Genomic DNA, 22,380 nt, shown 5'->3' with positions numbered 1-22,380 from the left:
GTGAATCAGCTTGGCGCAATTCGGATTTCGAGTACAGCGATGAAGGTTGACACACCGGCCGAATGGCCGACCACCGCGGACGATGCGATAGCTGTCCAGGATGCGTTGCGGCCATTGGTGATTGCATCCGACCCGCGCCCACCACGGTTCCGCACCATCGCCGGAGTCGACTCGGCCTATGACGACGAGACCGGCATCGTCGCCACGGCGGTGGTCGTATTGGACAGCGACACACTTGAACCCGTCGAATCCGCGGTGGCGCGCGGTACCGTCACCTTCCCCTACGTGCCGGGTCTGCTCTCCTTCCGCGAGCTGCCGACCACCCTCGCCGCCCTCGAAAAGCTCGACACCACACCGGATCTGCTCATCTGCGATGGCCAGGGACTGGCCCACCCGCGCCGCTTCGGCCTGGCCTGCCATGTCGGAATCCGCACGGGCACACCGACGATCGGCGTCGCCAAGACACCGTGGGGCGACTATCGGCCGCCCGGCCCGGAACGTGGTGCGGCCAGCGATATCACCATGGACGGTCAGCTCGTCGGGCGCGCCCTGCGCACCCAGCGCGCCATCAAACCGGTATTCGTCTCGGTCGGACATCTCATCGACCTCGACACCGCATGCACGCAGGTGCTCGCACTCACCCCGCGCTACCGCCAGCCCGAGACCACCCGGCAGGCCGATCACCTGTGCCGTCGGGCACTGCGCGACGCCACCGTGCGCTGAACCCCTGCTCGCTCGGATCTGCAACCCCCGAATAGGCAGACATCGACCGGGTGAGCGAAGCGGTCCCGGTCACAATCCAGCGTCTGGGGATACCCGACGTAAGCCGGTCAGCTCGGCGGTGTCGGGTATCCCCCCGCCATCCAGCGATTCGACGCGGGCGCGAACAACAGCACCAGTGCGCCGATCACCACAACGCCGAGCAGCGCGCCGAACACCGGCTGATGCGAATCGGTCAGCAGCGACCAGGTCACCGGCAGCAGCAGCACCTGCGCGATCACGGCGATGGCCCGTCCCCACCGGTGTCCGAACACCAGACCGATACCGGCCGCGAGCACCGCACCGCCGAGAATGCCGAACCATGCGGCCGTGCCGTACCCGCTGGCGGCACTCTGATCGTGCCCGAGCAGTCCGCGCACGATCAGCACGATCGCCACGATCACCGCGACCGCACCCTCCAGCGCGACCAACCCGCCGGCACCACGCACCGTCGCCGGCACGCCCTCGGCCCGCGCGCCGCTGTCAACCTCGTCCTTGCCGCTGTCCGCCACGCGCCAAGCCTAGAACGCACTTCCCGGCTTTTCGGACCGGGCCGGCAGCCGATTAGGCTTCCGAAGGTGCGGACGCTGCTGATCGTGAACCCGAATGCCACCTCGACTACACCAGCGACTCGGGATCTGCTCGCGCACGCGTTGGAGAGCCGGACACAGCTGACCGTCGCGCATACCCAGCATCGCGGCCACGCGGCGGAATTGGCGCAGTGGGCATCGACCAACGAGATGGACCTGATCGTGGTACACGGCGGCGATGGGACGGTCAACGAGACCATCAACGGTTTCCTGCCGCTACCCGAACTGAACGACGGACAGGCCTGGCTGCCACGGCTCGGCGTGATCCCCGGCGGCTCGGCGAATGTATTCGCGCGGGCACTGGGCATCTCCCCGGATCCGGTGACCGCGACCAACCAGCTCATCGATCTGCTCACTCTCGACCGCGACCGCAAAATCGGCCTCGGACTGGCCGATGACCGCTGGTTCGGCTTCAGCGCGGGCGTCGGCCTCGACGCCGACGTGTGCGAGGCGATCGACAACAGTCGCGCCAATGGTCATGCGGCCACCCCCGCGCGCTATGTTCGAACAACCGTGCGACAATTCTTCAAAGCGAAGGGTAAGGAACCGACCGTTCGGCTCGAGATTCCGGGATACGAACCCGTCGAGGGCGTCCATTACGCCTTCGTGACGAACGCGACTCCGTGGACCTATCTGAACGACACACCGGTGCACACCAACCCGGGCACGGCCTTCGAAACGGGTCTCGGCGTGTTTGCCGTGCGGTCGATGTCGGTGATCTCCACCCTGCTGCTCGCCCGCCAGCTGTTGGCTACCGGCGGAAATCCCAAGTCCCGCAACCTCTTTCGCGAGGACGATGTACCGACGGTGCGAATCGTGGCCAGCGAACCCATCGGTTTGCAAATCGATGGCGACTTTATCGGAAAACGCAACATGGTGGATTTCACAGCTGTGCCGAACGTGCTCGAGGTCGTCGCTCCGCGTCCGGAATGAGCGCGAAACGCGCGAAAAATCCGGGTGTTGTGCTGCGAAAACCAGGTAGAGCGAGTACAAAGGACCGGGCAGGTTCCCCGTAGGGGGACTTTGAGAGCGTGAGCTTCCCCACGGTGCACCAGATACCTATTGACATCTACGGTGTTCGTGAAAGCATTCACAAGCAACCGTGCGGAAACATTCGAGTCGCACAAGTGAACGATCCACAAACCATCGGCGCCCTTTGCGGCGCCCAGCAAAGGAGCAGAGGAATGGACTGGCGCCACAAGGCCATCTGTCGCGACGAGGACCCCGAGCTGTTCTTCCCGGTGGGTAACAGCGGTCCTGCGCTCGCGCAGATTGCCGATGCCAAGCTGGTCTGCGCTCGCTGCCCCGTTACCGCCGATTGCCTGTCCTGGGCCCTGAAGTCCGGGCAGGATGCGGGCGTGTGGGGTGGAATGAGCGAGGACGAGCGTCGCGCGCTCAAGCGTCGCAACGCTCGCACGCGGACCCGCACCGTCGTCTAGTAGGACGACAAGCGTTACCGGACCTTCCAGCCCGGCCCGGTAACGCAGTCAAGCCCGGCACCAAGGTGCCGGGCTATTTTGTGCCCGTATCCGATTTGCCGCGCCCGCGGCGCGGCCTCCTGGTGGAATCTGAATCCTATTGGCTACCAGCCAAGTTCGTGATTGCCGCCAAGTTCGTGATTGTCTCAGCGCCCCGAGCGGCGCCCCAGAGGGACGCGCAACACCGCGTCGGTACCGATATCGGCGCCAGGGTGTAAACCGATGGAGCCGCCGAGTTCGGCGGTCACCAGGGTGCGCACGATCTGCAGGCCGAGGCGGTCGGAGGATTCCAGGCTGAAACCCGGCGGCAGGCCGCGACCGTCGTCACTGATGATCACGTCCAGCCAGCGTGCCGAACGCTCGGAACGGATTGTCACAGTGCCGTTTTCGCCGGAATCGAAGGCGTGCTCGATGGCGTTCTGCACCAATTCGGTCAGCACCATCACCAGCGGGGTGGCGCGTTCGGCGGAGAAGACGCCGAGCGAACCTGCACGGCGCACTTTGATTCGGGCGGTGTGCACGGTCGCCACATCGGCCATGATCGGCAGCAGCCGGTCCACGACCTCGTCGAGATCGACCTCTTCGTCCACCGACATCGACAGCATCTCGTGTACCGAGGCGATGGAGGTGACTCTGCGCACCGATTCGGTCAGCGCGACCTGCGCCTCCTCGTTCTCGGTGCGCCGCGCCTGCAGCCGCAGCAGCGCGGCGACGGTCTGCAGATTGTTCTTCACCCGGTGGTGGATCTCCCGGATGGTCGCGTCCTTGCTGAGCAGCGCGCGATCGCGGCGCTTGACCTCGGTGACGTCACGGACCAGCACCGCCGCCCCCGCCAGTTCGCCGTGCGGGCGCAGCACCAGGGTGCGCAGCAGCACGGTGGCACCGCGCGCCTCGACCTCCATCCGGCGTCCGGTGCGTCCGGCCAGCGCGGCCTGGATATCCCCGACGACCTCCTGCGCGTCGAACGGATCGGTGATCAGCGAGCGAGTGGTGACGGCCAGATCCTGGCCCGCAAGATCGGACTGCAGCCCCATCCGGTGGTACGCGGACAGCGCATTCGGACTGGCGTAGACGACGATGCCATCGGTATCGAGGCGGATGAAGCCGTCGCCAGCGCGCGGGCTGGAATGTGTCGCGGCGCGGTCCTCGGTGGTCGGGAAGGTGCCGTCGGCGATCATCTGACACAGATCGTCGGCACAGGCCACATAGGCGACCTCCAGCGCGCTGCGCACCCGCGAACGCTGCAGATCGGTATCGCGGCTGAGCACGGCGATCACATCGTCACCGCAGCGCACCGGAATGGCCTCACGGATCGCGTGCACCGGATGCGGATGGTAGACGCCCTGGGCCTCGACCTCGCTATCCGCACGCACGATCCTGCCGGTCATCAGCGCATCGAAAACCTGCGGGTGATCGGCCTGCGAGGCGATGCCACCCACCCGGTCCTCGGGATGAACAGTGGGCGCCGTCGTCGGGCGGCACTGCGCGACGCAGACGATATCCGCGCCGTCGGCAATGGGGCCAGCGCCGACCCACAGCAGCAGATCCGCGAAGGACAGATCGGCGAGCAGTTGCCAATCTCCGACCACCCGCTGCAGATGGTCAACAGCGACACCGGGCAGGTCGGTGTGTTCGGCCAGCAGCTCACTCAGTGTCGCCATATTCGGTCTACCCGCTCTAGATACTCGCTCCAGATACTAAGAGATGACAGCGATTAGGTGCCCGGCCTTGATCGCGTCGCCCGCTTTGACGCCGATCGAGGTCACCGTGCCATCGCTCTCGGCCAGCACCGGGATCTCCATCTTCATCGACTCGAGGATCACCAGCGTGTCACCCTCACGCACCTCGTCACCCTCGGCAACGACGATCTCCTGCACAACCGACACCAGCTCCGAGAGCACTTCCTCAGCCATGACACCCCATCCGTTGGTTCGCTTGTATCCGCTGAAGGTACAGCCAACCACACATGGAACAATGACCTTCGATCAGAGTGCTCCCCGCGGACGCGGGGGTGATCCGCAGAAGGGAGACTACCGATGGGTAAGCGTGGTCGTAAGAAGCGCAGCCGCAAGGGAAGCGCAGCCAACCACGGCAAGCGTCCTAACGCCTGAGCCGTAACGAATACGAAAAACACCGAGGGCCAGCAACTTCCACCAGGAAGAACGTGGCGCTCGGTGTTTTTTGTGTCGCGGAGCTGTTTCTGTGTCCAGGGCGATGAGCACAACCAGGAGGGACTACTCGGTGGTCTCGACTCGCGTCACCGTGACGGAACGACGGATCTCCACGCTCAGCCGATCGCGCAGCGTATCCGGTGCCCGGTCGCCACCGCATTTGCGACTCAGCAGGCTCTTGATCTTCTCCTCGATGCCGTAGGCCTCGATGCACGGCGAGCAGTGCTCCATGTGGTGCTGCAGCCGCTCGCGCGTGGCCTGGTCGCACTCGTTATCGAGCAACAGCCAGACATCGGCCAGTACCGCCGTGCAGTCCAACTCCATATCGGGGTCACGCTCTGTACTCACTGCTTGACCTCCTGGCGTTCCGCGCCGTTGCGGTTGAATCCACGTTCGCGCGCCACATCGGCGAGCAAACCCTTGAGCTGCTTGCGGCCGCGATGCAGCCGGGACATCACCGTACCGATGGGAGTGCCCATGATGTCGGCGATTTCCTTGTACGGGAAGCCCTCGACATCGGCGTAGTAAACCGCCATCCGGAACTCCTCCGGCAGCTCCTGCAGCGCGGCCTTGATGTCATCGTCGGGCAGCGCGTCCAGCGCCTCGACCTCGGCCGAACGCAGGCCGGTCGAGGTGTGCTCGGCGGTGGCCGCGAGCTGCCAGTCGGTGATCTCGTCGGTCGGGTACTGCGCGGGCTGGCGCTGCTTCTTGCGGTAGGAGTTGATGTAGGTGTTGGTCAGGATCCGGTAGAGCCAGGCACGCAGATTGGTGCCCTCTTTGAAGGATTTGAAGCCCTGGAACGCCTTGACGTAGGTTTCCTGAACCAGATCCTCGGCATCGGCCGGATTCCGGGTCATGCGCAGCGCGGCACCGTAGAGCTGGTCGAGCAACGGGAGCGCATCGCGCTCGAACCGCTGCACCAGCTCGGTATCGTCGACCGCGGCGCCGACCGCACCGTCGGTCACCACGTCATCGTCGCTCGTCACACCAATCCCTTCGATCGCCGTACCTGCCAAATCTACAGGCGCGGTCGGATCGAGTGGGAACCGAGCGTCCCCCGCGGCACCATCGACGTGCCCGAAGGCGGCAGCGGAGCGCGCTGACGCCGGGGGCCGAATGTGTCGCATATCCAGCACAGCTGACGCCACCGGGCGCTCTTCGAGCAGAACGGGCACCGACCTCTCCTTCACGTCGTACTGCTGTTCGGGGTTTCTGTATTCGCATGCAACATGCGGGTGCCCGACTGTGTTCCCACAGCGAACTCTGCGCACCGAAAACGGTTTGCCGAACGGGGTTACCGCGCCGCTAGGGTGACCGCATGGCAGGAGCCTCGACCCCGGCGATCCGCACCCTGGCCAAGGCCGGTGTCGCCCATCGCGTGCACAGCTACAAACACGATCCGCGCGCCGAATCCTATGGCGCGGAGGCCGTCGACGCCCTCGCCGCCGAGGTCGGCGTGACGGCGGCGCAGATCTTCAAGACGCTGGTGCTCGAATTGTCGACCGGCGCACTCGCGGTCGCGGTGCTGCCGGTGCCGAATACCTTGTCGCTCAAGGCGGCCGCCGCCGCGCTCGGCGCGCCCAAGGCAGCGATGGCAGATAAGGCGAAGGCCGAGCGAATCACCGGTTACGTGCTCGGCGGCATCTCCCCGCTCGGCCAGCGCAAGCTGCTACCGACCGTCGTCGATGCCTCGGCGCTGGCCTGGGACCGCATGTTGTGCAGTGCGGGACGGCGCGGATTGGAGATCGAATTGGCGCCAGCGGATCTGGTCCGACTCACCGACGCGGTCACCGCACCGGTCATATCGGGATAAACGGAATAAAGCAGCACCGAGCCAGCAACATTTGTGCGTTACTGAACGGGCCAAGATCGTCCGACTCGAGGATGGGATGCGAAATGTCCGCGCGCCAGCGATTGTGCACCGTGATCGTCACCCTGTTCGGAGTTCTCTTACTCGCCCTCGGCCCGGCCGCGCTGTCCGCGCCGACGGCCACCGCCACACCGGGCGGTCCCCTGGTGATCGACGTCAACGACTTCCCGTTCAACGAGCATGTCGTTGACGACGCACCGAAGAAGGACGGCCCCCCGAAGAAGGATGAGCGGGCCGACAAGGCCGAGAAGCTGGGCGGTGGGGTCGCTAGCAAGGTCATCGACATGGCCGGCGGTATGGCCGTCCTGGCCGGCAATATCGTCAAGTGCGCGCTCAATATCGTGACGAACAGCGTGAAGTGCCAGCTCTGAGTCGATGAACGGTGGGCCGGGCGATCACAGCAAGCTGATCTGCCCGGCCTTTTCCGTACCCGCCTGAATGTCCAAGGGCGCCAGCAACTCCGGGCCGTTATTGCGCACGCTGTTGACCAGCGACGAAACCGGACGCGCCACAATGCCCGCCACCGACTCGACGCTCGGCGTCTCGAGCAGCGCGGCCGGTGCCGGATGGTCCGGATCCAGCCAGGCAGCCCACTGCTCGCGCGGCATCGGCAGCGGCATCCGGTCATGGATGTGGGTGAGCTCGCCGACGGCGTCGGTGGTCAGGATGGTGCAGGACAGCAGCGGTTCGCTCGCCTGCAGCGAGCGGTCCCGCCATACCGACCACAGCCCGGCCATATACAGCCGCGATCCATCGGCATTCGCCATGAAATAGGGATGTTTGGCGACCTTGCCCTTGGCTGCGGCATCCGGTTCGACCAGCCACTCGTACCAGCCGTCCATCGGCACCAGGCAGCGGCGGTATTTCACCGCATCTCGGAACGACGCCGTGGTCGTGGCCTTATCGGCGCGGGCGTTGAACAGCGGCTTCCCCTTCACCGGCACCCCGGGTTCAGCGGCCTTGGTCCACACCGGGATCAGGCCCCAGCGCATCCGCCGGATGCGCAGCTTGGCCGCATCGTCCGGATGGCCGTGTTCGTGCCGCTCGACCACAGTGAGCACCTGGGTGGTCGGCGCGACGTTGTAGTTGGTGAACCCGCCGCCGTTGCCGGTAGGAGTCTCGTCGATGGCATCGAGCTCGACGGCGAGCCGACCGGGATCGGTAGTTGTCGCGTATCTGCCACACATATCTCGATACTTCCACTAGGTGCCGACAGACTCGGGAAGAATTGATTGTAGGTGGTGACCTGGTGAGAGTTGTGACATAGCATCATCTCAAGGGAATGGCCGTTAACTTATCTCGGCAAGAGGAGAGACCCACCGTGACAACCATCGAGACCACCCCAGCGGCACCGGAGACGGCGCTGAAATCGGTCGATCCGGCCACCGGAGAGGTGATCGGCACGCACACCATCGCCGATGCCGACGCGGTGCGCGCGGCCGTCGCCAAGGCCCGCAGTGCCGCCGCGACCTGGGATGGACTGGGCTTCGATGAGCGGCGCAAACATCTGCTGCGCTGGTCGAGCCAGCTGGTCGCGGACTCCGAGGAATTCACCGCGCTGATCCACCGGGAGAACGGCAAACCGCTCGACGACGCGTTCCTGGAGTTGCTGCTCGCACTCGAGCACATCGCCTGGGCGGCCAAGAATGCCAAGAAAGTTCTCGCGCCCAAGAAGATCGCGCCCGGGGCGTTCATGGCGAACTTCTCGGCCCGGCTGGAGCAGCGCCCGCTCGGCGTCATCGGCGTGATCGGCCCGTGGAACTATCCGGTCTACACCCCGAACGGCTCCATTGCCTACGCGCTCGCCGCGGGCAACGCCGTGGTCTTCAAGCCGAGCGAATTCTCCACCAGTATCGGCAATTTCCTCTCCGACGCGTTCAAGAAGGCCAATCCGGAGCTGCCGGAAGGGATCTTCGAAACCATCAACGGCTACGGCGCGACCGGCGCCGAGCTGGTCAAGTCCGGCGTGGACAAGATCGCGTTCACCGGTTCGACCGCGACCGGTAAGAAGATCATGGCCGCGGCCGCCGAATCACTGACCCCGATACTGCTGGAATGCGGCGGCAAGGACGCGGTGATCGTCGCGGGCGATGCCGATATCAAGGCCGCCGCCGACGCGGTCGCCTGGGGCGCCACCGCCAATAGCGGCCAGACCTGCGCCGGAGTGGAGCGGGTGTACGTGGATCGCTCGGTTCGCGATGACTTCGTGGCCGAGGTCAAGCGCATCCTGATCGACATCAAGCCGGGCTCGGGCTCCGATGCCGCCTACGGACCGATGACCATGCCCAGCCAGATCGATATCGTGCGCCGCCATATCGACGATGCGCTGAAGAGCGGTGGCACCGCGGTGCTCGGCGGGCCGGAGTCGGTCAAGGGACCGTTCATCGAGCCGGTCGTGCTCGTCGATGTGGACGAGAGCTCCGAGGCGGTCGCCGAGGAGACCTTCGGCCCGACCGTCACCATCCGGACGGTGGACAGCGTCGACGAGGCGGTCGAGCTGGCGAACAAGTCCAAGTACGGCCTGTCCTCGGCGGTCTACTCGAAGAAGAACGGCCTGGATATCGCCCGTCGACTGCGCGTCGGCGCCACCTCGGTGAACTCCGTGCTCGCCTTCGCCGCCATCGCGGGCCTGCCCTTCGGCGGCGTCGGCGATTCCGGTATCGGCCGCATCCACGGCGAGCCGGGCCTGCGCGAATTCGCCCGTCCGCATTCGATCGCGGTGCAGCGCTTCGCGATTCCCGGCATGGCGCTGCTCAGCTACTCGCGGACCAAGTCCACGATGAAACTCCTGCGCCGCCTGGTCCCCATCCTGCACGGACGCCACAAGTAGGTGTGCCCTGGGGCCGCATCGCCGAAGGCGCTGGCATCAAACACAGCCCAGTCCGTGTGTCCAGGTTCGCGATGGGCGAAGATGGACGGGTGAGTTTCTGGCCAGCGCCCCATGTCGATGTACCCGTGCACGCGACCGTGACCCTGCCCGGATCGAAATCGATCACGAACCGGGCCTTGATCCTGGCCTCGCTCGCCGAGGGCCCTTCGACCATCTCCGGCGCGCTGCGCAGCCGCGATACCGAACTCATGATCGGCGCGCTGCGGGCATTGGGTGCACGGATCGAAGGCGACGGGGACACACTGACCGTGACGCCAGCGCCGCTGCACGGCGGCACCGTCGACTGCGGGTTGGCGGGCACCGTCATGCGGTTCCTGCCGCCGGTCGCGGCCCTGGCCACCGGCGATGTCGCCTTCGACGGTGACGAGCAGGCCCGGGTCCGCCCGCTGGCCACCATCCTGGACGCACTGCGTCGGATCGGCGCGGATATCGAGGGCAACGCACTGCCGTTCACCGTGCATGGCGAGGGTGCCCTGCGCGGCGGCGCGGTCACCATCGATGCCTCCGGATCGTCGCAGTTCGTCTCCGGTCTGCTGTTGTCGGCGGCCCGCTTCGACGAGGGCATCGTGGTGCACCACGACGGCAAGGCATTGCCCTCCATGCCGCATATCGAGATGACGGTGGAGATGTTGCGGCGCGCCGAGGTCGCCGTCGAGGCACCCATCGATAGCCGCAAGGCTCAGACCTGGACCGTCGCACCCGGCCCGATCCGCGCGGTGAACTGGGATGTGGAGCCGGATCTGTCCAATGCCACGCCCTTCCTCGCGGCGGCCGCCATCACCGGCGGCGAGGTCCGCATTCCGCATTGGCCGCGGCTGACCACCCAGCCCGGTGACGTGATCCGGGAGATCCTGGTGCGCATGGGCGCCGAGGTGACCCGCTTCGACGGCCTGCTGACCGTGCGCGGCCCGGAACGGCTCGCCGGTATCGACATCGATCTGCACGATGTGGGCGAGCTGACCCCGACCGTGGCCACCCTTGCGGCACTTGCGGATTCGCCGTCCCGGCTGCGCGGCATTGCGCACCTGCGCGGGCACGAGACCGATCGGCTCGCGGCCCTTTCCACCGAGATCAACCGGCTCGGCGGCAATGTCACCGAGACCGAGGACGGACTGGAGATCACCCCGGCCCCGCTGCACGGCGGCAACTGGCATTCCTACGCCGACCACCGAATGGCAACCGCCGGTGCGATTCTCGGACTGAAGGTGCCGGGTGTGGCGATCGAGGATATCGGCACCACGGCCAAGACGCTGCCCGGATTCGTCGGCCTGTGGGAGCAGATGCTCGATCCGACGCTCTCGAATCAGGGAGCGGCCCGCTGAGAAAACGCGAGTACGACGAATCGGATGTCCGGGTACGCCCGGGCAGATCGTCGCGTCCACGCACGAAAACCCGTCCGCAGCACAATGATGCGGAATCGGCCATGGTCGTTTCGGTGGACCGCGGCCGTTGGGGTTGTGTGCTCGACGGCGATCCGGACAAGCTGATCGTCGCCATGCGGGCCAGGGAACTCGGCCGCACCCCGATCGTCGTCGGCGACCAGGTCGATGTGGTCGGCGATCTCTCCGGAAGACCCGATACGCTCGCGCGCATCGTCCGCGTCGCCGAACGCCGAACGGTATTGCGCCGCACCGCCGATGACACCGATCCCTTCGAACGGATCGTCGTCGGCAATGCCGAACAACTCTTCATCGTCGTCGCCCTCGCCGACCCGCCGCCGCGCACCGGATTCGTCGAACGGGCCATGGTCGCCGCATATGCCGGTGGGCTGCAACCGATTCTGTGTCTCACCAAACACGATCTAGCGGCCGAATCCGAATTCGCCGCCGCCTTCGACGATCTCGATCTCACCATTATCTACGGCGGCATCGACGACCCACTCGAACCGGTCCTCGAGCTGCTCACCGACCGTCTCACCGCCTTCATCGGCCACTCCGGCGTCGGCAAGTCGACACTGGTCAATCGCCTTGTCCCCGATGCGGATCGAGCCGTCGGCGAGGTCTCCGGCGTTGGCAAGGGCAAGCACACCTCGACCCAATCCGTCGCCCTGCCACTCCCCGGGGGCGGCTGGGTCATCGACACGCCCGGTGTCCGCTCCTTCGGCCTGGCCCATATCACCCCAGACGATGTCATCGCCGCCTTCACCGATCTGGCCGCCGCCATCGAGGACTGTCCGCGCGGCTGTACCCACCTCGGTCCGCCCACGGATCCGGAATGCGCATTGGATGCATTGCCCGGCAAGGAACGTCGCGTTGCGGCCATCCGGCTTCTGCTGACCGCCCTGAACTCCAACGATCTCTGGTAACCCGGCCGCCGCCGAGGCAGGCGAGCCGAGTGGTGTACACATTGCGGTGTACACTCACAATATGGAAGACCAGCTCAGCATTCGTGAGGCCCGAGCCCAGCTCCCTGCCGTCGTCAACGCCGCGGTTCAGGACGGGCATGTGACCGTCATTACGCGTGCCGGGGAACCCGCAGCCGCGGTCATCCCGCTGTTCATGCTCGCAAAGCTCGAAGAGTGGGAAGACGAGCAGCTCGGACGCATGGCCGACGAAGCGCTCGCCGAAGGTGGTGAACCGGAAAATATCACCCTCGGCCAGATGATGGATGACATCCTCGGCGCCGGACATAACGGTGCCGCGTGAAATACGAATTCTGTTGGACCCCAGCCGCTCGTCGTGTATTGCGAAATATTCCGCATCCCGATGCCATGCGCTTATTGATCGCGCTCACGCTGCTGGGCGACGACCCATACCGACGCGATGGGGTGGATGTCCGAGCTCTTGCCGGCCGACCAGGATTCCGGCTACGAGTTGGCAACTACCGCTTGGTTTACGAGGTCGATGACGGCAAGCTGACCATCCTCGTAGTTACCGCCGGACACCGTCGCGATATCTACGAGCGCTAGACGCAGGGGCGGAGCTGATGAACGCGCCCATGAATGTTCATGGGCGCGTTCGTCATTCGAAATCAGTGCCGACGACGCGACTTCGGTGCGCGCTTCCCCTTCGATTCGGCGCGGGCGGCCTCGCGGCGTTCGCGGCGGGTGCCACCACCGAATTCGCCGTCGCCGTACTCCTCGGCGTCGTCGTGCACGGCGGCGTGCCCGCCCTCGTCCGGGCCCGAGTAGCTGAAGCCGCGCGAGCCGCGTTCGTCGATGCCCTTGGCGCGCAATGCCGCCGGAGCCCCGTTGGCCATGGGAGCGGCTTCCTGGGTGGGCAGCGGACGCGGCGCGGACATCGCGCCGACCGGGGAACGCAGGCCCTGGTCGACCGAAACGCCCTCCGGCTGCGGCTGCTGCACCTCGACCTGCAGGTTGAACAGGAAGCCGACCGACTCCTCCTTCAGACCCTCGAGCATCGCGGCGAACATGTCGAAGCCCTCGCGCTGGTACTCGACCAGCGGATCGCGCTGCGCCATGGCACGCAGGCCGATGCCCTCCTTGAGGTAGTCCATCTCGTAGAGGTGCTCGCGCCACTTGCGGTCCAGCACGGAAAGCAGTACCTGGCGTTCGAGATTGCGCATCGAACCATCGCCCGCCAGACCGTCGATCTGCTGCTCACGCTTGTCGTAGGCGTCATGTGCATCGTCGAGCAGCGCATCGACCAGTTCGTCCTTGGTCAGGTCGCCCGCCTCGCCGACACCGGTCTCGCCGGTCAGATCCCGGTAGTCCAGGCTCACCGGGTACAGCGTCTTCAGCGCCGTCCACAGCTTGTCCAGATCCCAGTCCTCGACATAGCCCTCTGCGGTGGCGCCATCGGCATAGGCGGTGATCACATCGGTGATCATCTCCTGTACCTGGCCCTCCATATCCTCACCGCGCAGGATCCGGTTGCGCTCGCCGTAGATGACGGTGCGCTGCTGGTTCATCACCTCGTCGTACTTGAGCACGTTCTTGCGGATCTCGAAGTTCTGCTGCTCGACCTGGGTCTGGGCGCTCTTGATGGCCTTGGAGACCATCTTCGCCTCGATCGGCACGTCATCGGGCAGATTCAGCCTGGTCATGATCGCTTCCAGCGCGGCGCCATTGAAGCGCCGCATCAGCTCATCACCCAGCGACAGGTAGAACCGGGACTCACCCGGGTCACCCTGACGACCGGAACGACCGCGCAGCTGGTTGTCGATGCGCCGCGACTCGTGCCGCTCGGTGCCCAGCACATACAGGCCACCGGCGTCGCGCACCGCGTCGGCGTCCTCAGCGGTCTGCTCCTTGACCCGCTCCAGCGTCGGCAGCCAGGCAGCCTGGTACTCCTCCGGCGTCTCCACCGGATCCAGCCCCTCCTTGCGCAGGATGATGTCGGTGATGATGTCCGGGTTGCCGCCGAGCACGACGTCGGTACCACGACCGGCCATATTCGTCGCCACGGTGACCGCACCCGGTCGGCCCGCCTCGGCGATGATCTCGGCTTCCTTCTCGTGGAACTTCGCGTTGAGCACGTTGTGCGCGATACCGCGCTTGGTGAACTGCTTGGACAGGTACTCCGAGCGCTCGACGCTGGTGGTACCGATCAGCACCGGCTGACCCTTTTCGTGCCGTTCGACGACATCGTCGACCACGGCCGAGAACTTGGCCTCTTCGGTCTTGTAGATCAGGTCGGACTGGTCCGCGCGGACCATCGGCCTATTGGTCGGGATCGGCACAACGCCCAGGCTGTAGATCTGGTGCAGCTCGGCGGCCTCGGTCTCGGCGGTACCGGTCATACCGGAGAGCTTGTTGTAGAGGCGGAAGTAGTTCTGCAGCGTGATCGTGGCCAGGGTCTGGTTCTCCGGCTGGATCTCGACGCCTTCCTTGGCCTCGATCGCCTGGTGCATGCCCTCGTTGTAGCGGCGTCCGACCAGGATGCGGCCGGTGAACTCGTCGACGATGATCACCTCGCCGTCGCGGACGATGTAGTCCTTGTCCCGGTTGTAGAGCTCCTTGGCCTTGACGGCGTTGTTCAGGTAGCTGACCAGCGGCGAGTTGGCGGCCTCATAGAGGTTGTCGATGCCGAGCTGATCCTCGACGTACTCCACGCCCGCCTCGTGCACGCCGATGGTGCGCTTCTTGATATCGACCTCGTAGTGCAGGTCCTTCTTGAGCAGCGGTGCGATGCGCGCGAATTCGGCGTACCACTTCGAAGAGGCGTCGGCCGGACCCGAGATGATCAGCGGGGTGCGGGCCTCGTCGATGAGGATGGAGTCGACCTCGTCGACCACGGCGAAGTTGTGCCCGCGCTGAACCAGATCGTCGAGCGAGTGGGTCATATTGTCGCGCAGGTAGTCGAAGCCGAATTCGTTGTTCGTGCCGTAGGTGATGTCGGAGTTGTAGGACTCGCGACGCTCGGCCGGGGTCATACCGGACAGGATCACGCCGACACTGAGCCCGAGGAAGCGGTGCACACGGCCCATCCACTCCGCGTCGCGCTTGGCCAGGTAGTCATTGACCGTGACCACGTGCACGCCGTCGCCGGAGATGGCGTTGAGGTAGGCAGGCAGCACACAGGTCAGGGTCTTGCCCTCACCGGTCTTCATCTCGGAAATGTTGCCGAGGTGCAGCGCCGCGCCACCCATGATCTGCACCTTGTAGTGCTTCTGGTTCAGCACGCGCCAGGACGCCTCACGGGCCACCGCGAAGGCCTCGAGGAGCAGATCGTCCAGCGATTCGCCGTCCGCGTAGCGCTCCTTGAACTCGTCGGTCTTGGCACGCAGCTCGGCATCGGTGAGCAGCTCGTACTCGGGCCCGAGCGCGAGGACCTCGTCCGCGAGGTGGGCGAGCCGCTTGACCGTGCGTCCCTCACCAATCCGTAGCAACCTCGTCAGTGTCAGCGCAGGCACGGGTCTCGTCAGTCCTCTGGTCGGTGTGTCAAATGTTCGGCCGTCACCCGGGTCGGGCAGTGTGCTCAGGGCCCCCGCCCAGCATGGCGGAATCCGCTGCACCGTTCATGGTAATGCGGCCACCATGCTAGTTCCGTAGCGACTGCTTGCAGGTCGCTCGTAAGAGCCAGCCGGTAACCAGCGCCCCGGCGCCGCACCCGCCGCTACCACCGAGGCGGCAGCCGTTTCTTCTCACCGTACCCGTCTGTCGCGCGCGGGAGCGGGCCGGAAATGGCAGCTCGCGGTCTCCGATAGCGCAGACCGATGCGAACTTCGGTCGATCGAATTGGAGTCGAACCTGTTTCACTGTCGGTGTCATACGATGTATGTCGTCCGTGGTGCCGACTGTATCGACCCCATTTGCTGAGGTCGGACGGCATGCGATGACGTAGGGGCAGCGCGGCTCTTGGGCATGTCCCGCGCGGTACCCCCGCTCGCTGTGGTCGAATCGAGTACCCCGGAACCGAACCGATGAACCCTCCCACGGATCGCGGGTTCGGGTAAGGGGTGCGCGGATATCGCTGGATTTGCCACAGGAGGCAGAACGGACCGTTGTGGGCGACCACAATAGGCGATGCAGACGGCTCGGGTGGGAGCCACATCGGAAGGAGCACCGGGCAGCGTGATCACGAGATTGACGCCGCAGGACGCGTCGTTCTATCGGCTCGAGTCGAGTAGCAATCCGATCCACATCGGCTCTCTCGCGATCGTCCGAGGTAGCGACACCACACAGGGGGAACCGGCACTGGACTACGACCGGCTGGTCGACCTGGTGGAGAGCAGGCTCTCCCTGGTCCCCCGCTACCGCAGAAAGGTGCGCGAGATCCCCTTCGCGCTCGGCCGTCCGGTCTGGGTCGAGGACAGCCAATTCGATATCACCTATCACATCCGCCGCTCCGCACTGCCCGCTCCGGGTAGCGACTCCCAGCTACACGATCTGGTGGCCCGGCTGGCGTCGCGTCCGCTCGATCAGAGCCGCCCGCTGTGGGAGATGTATCTGATCGAGGGACTCACCGAGGGCCGGTCCGCGATCTTCACCAAGACCCATTCGGCACTCGTCGACGGGGATACCGCGCTCGAGATCGGGCACGTGATCCTCGACAACAGCCCCTCCCCGCGCGACATCGCCGACGACTCGTGGGTCGCGCCACGCGAACCCAATGAGGCGGAGCTGCTGGTCGGCGCGCTCACCCATTTGGCCGGGCAGCCGCGCGAGGTGCTCGAGGTCGCCCGCGACGCCAGCGCACACGCGTTCTCGGTGGTCGAGGCCGCAGGCAAGGCGGTGGACTCGGTGGTCTCGGCCGTGCGCGCGGCGGCCATCGGCGCACCCGACAGCCCGCTGAACGCCAAGACCTCGCGCAATCGCCGCTTCGACGTGGTGCGCACGGATCTGGAGGACTACCGCAAGATCCGCAAGCGCTTCAACTGCTCGATCAACGACGCGATCCTGGCCGTCGTCACCGGCGCGCTGCGCAACTGGCTGCTCTCACGGGGTGAGGCGCTCACCGAATCGGCCGTGCTGCGCGCGGTGGTGCCGATGTCGGTTTATGTGGAGGGCATCGACGACCAGCTGAAACCGGTCAGCGAGGTGTCCTCGTTCCTGATCGATCTGCCGGTGGGTGAACCGAATCCGGTGATGCGGCTCTCGCATATCTCCCACGCCACCGAGGCCAATAGCAAACACCGGCGCGGGGTTCGGGCACGCACCCTGGTGCACCTGGCCGGGTTCGCTCCGGCGAGCCTGCATGCAATGAGTGTGCGGGCGGCGAGTACGTTCGCAGAGCACACGTTCAATCTGGTGATCACCAACGCACCGGGTCCGCAGACCCCGATGTATATCGGCGGCGCGCGGATGCTGGAGATGTATCCGGTGTCGCCGCTGCTGCGCAACCAGGCCTCGAGCATCGGGATCACGTCCTATGACGGACGCGTCTTCTACGGACTCAACGCCGACCGCGACGCGATGGCCGATATCGGCGTGCTGGCCGCGTCGGTGCACGAGTCCATGGAGGAGATGCTCGGTGCCTGCGTCTGATCAGAACACTCTGCGGGTCTACATACCCGCCACCGTCCCGATGCTGCGTGAGCTCGTCGCGAACCGGGAACTGCGCGCGGTCGGCGGCACCGCCTTCGCGGTCACCCCGACCCTGCGCGAGGCCTACGCCTCCGGTGACGACGACGAGTTGGCCGAGGTCGCGATGGCCGAGGCCGCGCGGGCCTCGCTGCGGCTACTGGCCGCCGAGCGCGAGGAGGCGGCCGAGGACCGCGTCGACGATGACGATTCCGAGGACGCCGGCGGTCCCGTCACCTACCACAGTCCGGTCTACCGGCGCGCGGTCATCGCCGCCGATGTGACGGGTGCGAAGCTGCGCCCCGACCTCGACGACGCGGTGGTCCGGCTGGCCGGACCGATCGGCTACGACCGGATCGCGTCGGTGCATGTCGATCTGGCCGAGGCCGAACCCGAGGTGGCCAAGGCAGTCGATGTGGTGGACGCGGCCGATCTCGGCGATACCGATGCCGAATTCGTGCTCGGCGACGCCGAGGACCATCAGCTCGCCTGGTACGCCGCCCAGGAACTGCCGTTCCTGCTCGAATTGCTGTGATCCGGGCCGAATCACGGTGAGCCAGCACCTGCGCATCCCGCGCAAACCTACGATGCCGTAACCTGACAGCGAGGCGGCTCCGCTGGTGGCCGCACGACAGGGAGACGAACTGCGGCAATGGTCTTGAAAAAAGCGGCATCCTCGGTGCGCACGGTCCGGGAGTGGCTGGAGGCTCCGGCGGCCGAGGTCGCCGAGCGCGGCGGACGGCTGAACGTATTGCGCGGCGCCGTCGCCCGCGTGACCACACCACTGCTGCCCGACGACTATCTGCACCTGGCGAATCCGCTGTGGTCCGCGCGGGAGCTGCGCGGCCGAATTGTCGAAGTGCGCAAGGAAACCGCCGATTCGGCCACCCTGGTCATCAGGCCGGGCTGGGGCTTCGACTGGAAATACGAACCGGGTCAGTACATCGGCATCGGCATCCTGGTCGACGGCCGTTGGCACTGGCGCTCGTACTCACTGACCTGCCCGCCGAACTGGACCGATCCGGAACACCGCGGCAAGCGCACCATCTCGATCGCGGTGAAGGCGATGCCGGAGGGCTTCCTGTCGAGCCATCTTGTCAGCGGTGTCGCCGCGGGCACCATCGTCCGGCTGGCCGCGCCGCAGGGCGGTTTCGTGCTGCCGTCGCCGCCGCCGGAGAAGGTGCTGTTCCTGACCGCGGGCAGCGGTATCACCCCGGTCATGGCCATGCTGCGGGCGCTGGATCGCCGCGATGTGGTCACCGATGTGGTGCATGTGCACTCCGCGCGCAGCCTCGACGATGTGATGTTCGGCGCCGAACTGCGCGACCTGCACGACCGGCACCCCAGCTTTTCCTCGCACCTGCACCTCACCGACGAACAGGGCCGGTTCTCCCTCACCGCACTCGATGATCGGTTCCCGGATTGGCGTCAGCGCCAGACCTGGGCCTGCGGCCCGGCCGCCATGTTGGACGAGATCGAGCAGCACTGGCGCGAGGCGGGCGTGAGCGATCGCCTGAATATCGAGCGATTCGAGATCGAACGCTCCGCCATCGGCGAGGGCGGCACCGTCACCTTCGCCAGGACCGGGCGCACCGCGCAGGTCGACGGCGCGACCAGTCTGCTGGAGGCGGGCGAAGCCGCCGGTGTGCAGATGCCGTTCGGCTGCCGGATGGGCATCTGCCAAACCTGTGTCGTGACACTGGCTTCCGGACATACCCGCGATCTGCGCAACGGTGACGAGCGCCGCGAGGGCGACAAGGTGCAGACCTGTATCTCGGCCGCGGCGGGCGACTGCACGCTCGACGTCTGAGACAGCTAGCACTCAGCCCACCCGCCGGGAGGATCCGGCAGGTACCCTCGAGGTACATCCAGTCAGTGAAAGGACCCCGGTGGCCATCACCGATATCAAGGCGTTCGCTCATCTCACGGCGGGCGACATCGAAACACTGGGGCAGGAACTCGATTCCATTCGCCGCTCCGTCGAGCTGTCCCGCGGCGAGCGTGACGCGAAGTACATCCGGCGCACCATCGCCGCACAGCGTGGCCTCGAGGTGCTCGCACGCGCGGTGCTGTTCGGCAGCCGCAACCGCTGGGCCTGGCTGACCGGTACGGCACTGCTGTCGGTCGCCAAGATCATCGAGAATATGGAGCTCGGGCACAACATCAGCCACGGGCAATGGGACTGGATGAACGATCCGGAGATCCACTCCAGCACCTGGGAGTGGGATATGACCGGGCCGTCGGCGCAGTGGCGCCGAGCGCACAACTACTCCCACCACACCTATACCAATGTGCTCGGCAAGGACGAGGACCTCGGCTTCGGCATCCTGCGGATGACCCGCGACGAGCAGTGGCGGCCGATCCACCTGGTCCAGCCGCTGGCCAATATCCTGCTCGCAGCCACCTTCGAATGGGGTATCGCGCTGCACGACTGGAGCATCGAGAAGGAACTGTCCGGCGTACCGCCCAAGGAGCTGATGTCGGAGCCGAACAAGGAGTTCGCCCGCAAGATCACCCGCCAGGTAGCCAAGGACTTCGTGTTCTACCCCGCGCTAACCGGACCCGCCTTCATGTCGACGCTCAAGGCGAACGCGACCGCCAACCTGGTGCGCAACCTGTGGGCCTATGCGGTGATCTTCTGCGGCCACTTCCCCGATGGCGCCGAGAAATTCACCATCGAACAGCTCGAGGGCGAGACCAGCGGCGAATGGTATCTGCGTCAGATGCTCGGCAGCGCCAACTTCAAGGCCGGGCCCGCCATGGCCTTCATGAGCGGCAACCTCTGCTACCAGATCGAACATCACCTGTTCCCCGATCTGCCGAGCAACCGCTATCCGGAGATCGCGGCCCGGGTCCGCGAACTGTGCGATAAGTACGACCTGCCCTACACCACCGGCTCACTCGGCAAGCAGTATCTGCTCGCCTTCCGGACCATCCACAAGCTGGCGCTGCCGGACCGCTTCCTCAAGCGCACCGCCGATGATGCGCCGGAGACCTCCTCGGAGCGCAAGTTCGCCGGCATCTCGATGCCGGCGATGCCCAATGCCGAGCGCTGGGCCGACAAATGGAACGAGACGCATTGGCTGCCCGTCGACCCGGAGACCGGTAAGCGCCGCGGGCTGCGTTCGGCGCTGACCGAGGCCAAGGTGGTGCTGCGGGAGAAGGCACGGCACGAGAAGGAAGTGCTGCGCGAGGCGAAGCTGGCGCTGCAGGAGAAGGCACGTCAGGAAAAGGCGACATTGCAGCGGAAAGCCGCGCGTGAGCGGGCGATTCGTCGGATCCGACGCCGCAAAATGAGTTAGCATCCGCCGTTCCCATTTGCAATGGGGGATTTACCACATCTCGGAGATGGTCCCCGCAACCTACGGTCTCGTAACTTACGGTACTGTAACCGCCATGGCGATCTCGGATGTCAAGGAATACGCGCACCTCACAGAGGCCGATGTGGAGGCACTAGGCGCGGAATTCGACGCGATCCGCCGTGATGTCGAGGCCTCGCGTGGTGCTCGTGACGCGCGGTACATCCGCAATGTCATCCGACTACAGCGCGTGCTCGAGATCAGCGGCCGCGCGGTGCTGTTCGCCAGCTTCCTGCCGCCCGCCTGGTTCACCGGTGTCGCCCTGCTCAGTGCCGCCAAGATCATCGAGAACATGGAGATCGGGCACAACGTCATGCACGGGCAGTGGGATTGGATGAACGATCCCGAGGTCCACTCCAGCTCCTGGGAATGGGATAACACCGGCCCGTCCAAGCACTGGAAGCACACGCACAACTACCTGCACCACAAGTACACCAATGTGCTCGGCATGGACGACGACATCGGCTACGGCCTGCTGCGCGTCACCCGCGACCAGCGCTGGAAGCCGTTCAATATCGGCAACCCCGTCTACAACCTGCTGCTGCAGATGTTCTTCGAATTCGGCGTCGCGGTGCAGCATCTCGAGCTGGGCAAGGTCGGCCGGTACCAGCCGGATTCCGCCGAGCGGGCCGAATTCGAGGTCAAGCGCAAGGAAGTGCTGGTCAAGATCGGCAAGCAGATCGGCAAGGACTACCTGCTGTTCCCGCTGCTGACCGGGCCCGCCTTCGTCTCGACGCTCACCGCGAACCTCACCGCCAATATCATCCGGAATGTCTGGACCAATGCGGTGATCTTCTGCGGCCACTTTCCGGACGGTGCGGAGAAGTTCACCAGGGCCGATATCGACAGCGAATCCAAAGGCCAGTGGTATCTGCGCCAGATGCTGGGCAGCGCCAATATCTCCGGCGGTCCGCTCATGCACTTCATGACCGGCAACCTGAGCCACCAGATCGAACACCACCTGTTCCCGGACCTACCGAGCAACCGCTACGCCGAGGTCGCGGTGCGGGTGCGCCAGCTGGCCGACAAATACGACCTGCCCTACACCACCGGCTCGCTTCCGGTGCAGTACTTCAAATCCTGGCGCACCATTCTGAAGCTGTCGCTGCCGAACAAGTACCTGCGCGCGACCACCGACGATGCCCCCGAAACCGCCTCGGAGCGCAAGTTCGCGGGTGACACCGCCCCCAGCTTCGACCCGGTGACCGGTAAGCGTCGCGGGCTGCGCACGGCACTGAAGCAGGGCCGTCGCCGGATCGCGCGGCGGGCCGTGCCGATCGGCTGACGCGCAGTCGCAACGAAGGCGCCCACGGAAGTCCGTGGGCGCCTTCGTTTTTCG

The 22,380-nt window shown here is 65.6% G+C and carries 22 protein-coding genes; 15 read left to right on the top strand and 7 right to left on the bottom strand.

All coding sequences use genetic code 11. The annotated features are described in order from the left end of the window. Window positions 1–39 precede the first annotated feature (39 nt). Window positions 40–723 (top strand): endonuclease V, encoded by a 684-nt coding sequence (locus ABZ293_RS03150; protein WP_355177023.1) that lies wholly within the window; start codon window positions 40–42, stop codon window positions 721–723. Window positions 724–830: 107 nt separating this feature from the next. Here the strand turns inward: ABZ293_RS03150 and ABZ293_RS03145 are convergent, their stop codons facing one another. Then, window positions 831–1,271 carry a hypothetical protein gene (locus ABZ293_RS03145; protein ID WP_355177022.1) on the bottom strand — a complete coding sequence of 147 codons (441 nt, stop codon included), beginning with the start codon at window positions 1,269–1,271 and terminating at the stop codon, window positions 831–833. A 66-nt stretch (window positions 1,272–1,337) separates the two neighbouring features. Between ABZ293_RS03145 and ABZ293_RS03140 the strand changes: the two genes are divergently transcribed. Together ABZ293_RS03140 and ABZ293_RS03135 are read left to right on the top strand one after the other, a co-directional pair. Then, on the top strand, window positions 1,338–2,282 hold the full coding sequence (locus ABZ293_RS03140) for a diacylglycerol kinase family protein (RefSeq protein ID WP_355177021.1): 945 nt from the start codon (window positions 1,338–1,340) through the stop codon (window positions 2,280–2,282). Between the two features lie 251 nt (window positions 2,283–2,533). Beyond that, window positions 2,534–2,788, top strand: a complete 255-nt coding sequence (locus ABZ293_RS03135) for a WhiB family transcriptional regulator (protein ID WP_011211115.1) — start codon at window positions 2,534–2,536, stop codon at window positions 2,786–2,788. A 185-nt stretch (window positions 2,789–2,973) separates the two neighbouring features. Here ABZ293_RS03135 and ABZ293_RS03130 read toward each other — a convergent pair whose 3' ends face one another. From ABZ293_RS03130 to ABZ293_RS03115, 4 genes are all read right to left on the bottom strand, one after another. Next, on the bottom strand, window positions 2,974–4,488 hold the full coding sequence (locus ABZ293_RS03130; protein ID WP_355177020.1) for a histidine kinase N-terminal domain-containing protein: 1,515 nt from the start codon (window positions 4,486–4,488) through the stop codon (window positions 2,974–2,976). A gap of 36 nt (window positions 4,489–4,524) precedes the next feature. Continuing rightward, the gene (locus ABZ293_RS03125; protein WP_354961571.1) at window positions 4,525–4,740 is read right to left on the bottom strand and encodes a biotin/lipoyl-binding carrier protein; all 216 of its coding nucleotides are present in this window, start codon (window positions 4,738–4,740) and stop codon (window positions 4,525–4,527) included. 321 nt (window positions 4,741–5,061) lie between these two features. Further along, the gene (gene rsrA, locus ABZ293_RS03120; protein ID WP_354961574.1) at window positions 5,062–5,322 is read right to left on the bottom strand and encodes a mycothiol system anti-sigma-R factor; all 261 of its coding nucleotides are present in this window, start codon (window positions 5,320–5,322) and stop codon (window positions 5,062–5,064) included. Window positions 5,323–5,342: 20 nt separating this feature from the next. After that, window positions 5,343–5,966, bottom strand: coding sequence for a sigma-70 family RNA polymerase sigma factor (locus tag ABZ293_RS03115; protein ID WP_245567342.1), 624 nt, complete (start codon window positions 5,964–5,966; stop codon window positions 5,343–5,345). Between the two features lie 350 nt (window positions 5,967–6,316). On the opposite strand from ABZ293_RS03115, the gene ybaK reads away from it, so the two are divergent. Together ybaK and ABZ293_RS03105 are read left to right on the top strand one after the other, a co-directional pair. Then, a complete protein-coding gene (ybaK, locus tag ABZ293_RS03110; protein WP_354961570.1) occupies window positions 6,317–6,811 on the top strand; it encodes a Cys-tRNA(Pro) deacylase in 495 nt (164 codons plus the stop codon). An 83-nt stretch (window positions 6,812–6,894) separates the two neighbouring features. Beyond that, on the top strand, window positions 6,895–7,239 hold the full coding sequence (locus tag ABZ293_RS03105) for a hypothetical protein (protein WP_355177019.1): 345 nt from the start codon (window positions 6,895–6,897) through the stop codon (window positions 7,237–7,239). Between the two features lie 24 nt (window positions 7,240–7,263). Here ABZ293_RS03105 and ABZ293_RS03100 read toward each other — a convergent pair whose 3' ends face one another. Next, window positions 7,264–8,055, bottom strand: coding sequence for an SOS response-associated peptidase (locus ABZ293_RS03100; RefSeq protein WP_355177018.1), 792 nt, complete (start codon window positions 8,053–8,055; stop codon window positions 7,264–7,266). A 134-nt stretch (window positions 8,056–8,189) separates the two neighbouring features. Here ABZ293_RS03100 and ABZ293_RS03095 point away from each other — a divergent pair, with 134 nt between their 5' ends. From ABZ293_RS03095 to ABZ293_RS03075, 5 genes are all read left to right on the top strand, one after another. Further along, window positions 8,190–9,698 carry an aldehyde dehydrogenase family protein gene (locus tag ABZ293_RS03095; RefSeq protein WP_355177017.1) on the top strand — a complete coding sequence of 503 codons (1,509 nt, stop codon included), beginning with the start codon at window positions 8,190–8,192 and terminating at the stop codon, window positions 9,696–9,698. Window positions 9,699–9,769: 71 nt separating this feature from the next. After that, window positions 9,770–11,080 (top strand): 3-phosphoshikimate 1-carboxyvinyltransferase, encoded by a 1,311-nt coding sequence (gene aroA, locus ABZ293_RS03090; protein ID WP_355177016.1) that lies wholly within the window; start codon window positions 9,770–9,772, stop codon window positions 11,078–11,080. After that, window positions 11,077–12,063, top strand: a complete 987-nt coding sequence (gene rsgA, locus ABZ293_RS03085; protein WP_355177151.1) for a ribosome small subunit-dependent GTPase A — start codon at window positions 11,077–11,079, stop codon at window positions 12,061–12,063. The genes aroA and rsgA overlap by 4 nt, the downstream gene beginning before the upstream one ends. Before the next feature lie 61 nt (window positions 12,064–12,124). Continuing rightward, window positions 12,125–12,403, top strand: coding sequence for a type II toxin-antitoxin system Phd/YefM family antitoxin (locus ABZ293_RS03080; protein WP_355177015.1), 279 nt, complete (start codon window positions 12,125–12,127; stop codon window positions 12,401–12,403). Next, window positions 12,400–12,666 (top strand): type II toxin-antitoxin system RelE/ParE family toxin, encoded by a 267-nt coding sequence (locus ABZ293_RS03075; RefSeq protein ID WP_355177014.1) that lies wholly within the window; start codon window positions 12,400–12,402, stop codon window positions 12,664–12,666. Before ABZ293_RS03080 ends, ABZ293_RS03075 begins: the two co-directional genes overlap by 4 nt. Window positions 12,667–12,728: 62 nt before the next feature. Here ABZ293_RS03075 and secA read toward each other — a convergent pair whose 3' ends face one another. Continuing rightward, a complete protein-coding gene (gene secA, locus ABZ293_RS03070; RefSeq protein WP_355177013.1) occupies window positions 12,729–15,572 on the bottom strand; it encodes a preprotein translocase subunit SecA in 2,844 nt (947 codons plus the stop codon). Window positions 15,573–16,233: 661 nt separating this feature from the next. Between secA and ABZ293_RS03065 the strand changes: the two genes are divergently transcribed. The 5 genes from ABZ293_RS03065 (at window position 16,234) to ABZ293_RS03045 (ending at window position 22,326) form a co-directional block, all read left to right on the top strand. Continuing rightward, entirely contained in the window at window positions 16,234–17,646 is a 1,413-nt protein-coding gene (locus ABZ293_RS03065) for a wax ester/triacylglycerol synthase family O-acyltransferase (protein ID WP_355177012.1), read from the top strand. A gap of 40 nt (window positions 17,647–17,686) precedes the next feature. Next, window positions 17,687–18,217: a hypothetical protein gene (locus tag ABZ293_RS03060; RefSeq protein ID WP_355177150.1), complete on the top strand. Its 531-nt coding sequence runs from the start codon at window positions 17,687–17,689 to the stop codon at window positions 18,215–18,217. 117 nt (window positions 18,218–18,334) lie between these two features. After that, window positions 18,335–19,492 carry a ferredoxin reductase gene (locus ABZ293_RS03055; protein WP_355177011.1) on the top strand — a complete coding sequence of 386 codons (1,158 nt, stop codon included), beginning with the start codon at window positions 18,335–18,337 and terminating at the stop codon, window positions 19,490–19,492. A gap of 79 nt (window positions 19,493–19,571) precedes the next feature. Beyond that, window positions 19,572–20,984 carry a fatty acid desaturase gene (locus tag ABZ293_RS03050; RefSeq protein ID WP_355177010.1) on the top strand — a complete coding sequence of 471 codons (1,413 nt, stop codon included), beginning with the start codon at window positions 19,572–19,574 and terminating at the stop codon, window positions 20,982–20,984. Window positions 20,985–21,078: 94 nt separating this feature from the next. Continuing rightward, entirely contained in the window at window positions 21,079–22,326 is a 1,248-nt protein-coding gene (locus tag ABZ293_RS03045; protein ID WP_355177009.1) for a fatty acid desaturase, read from the top strand. The last annotated feature ends 54 nt before the right edge of the window (window positions 22,327–22,380 follow it).

It is taken from the genome of Nocardia sp. NPDC005998, from assembly GCF_040614395.1.
Taxonomy (GTDB): Bacteria; Actinomycetota; Actinomycetes; order Mycobacteriales; family Mycobacteriaceae; genus Nocardia.
The sequence above is the reverse complement of the archived record's forward strand: the minus strand, read 5'-3'. Positions and strand labels throughout refer to the sequence as shown.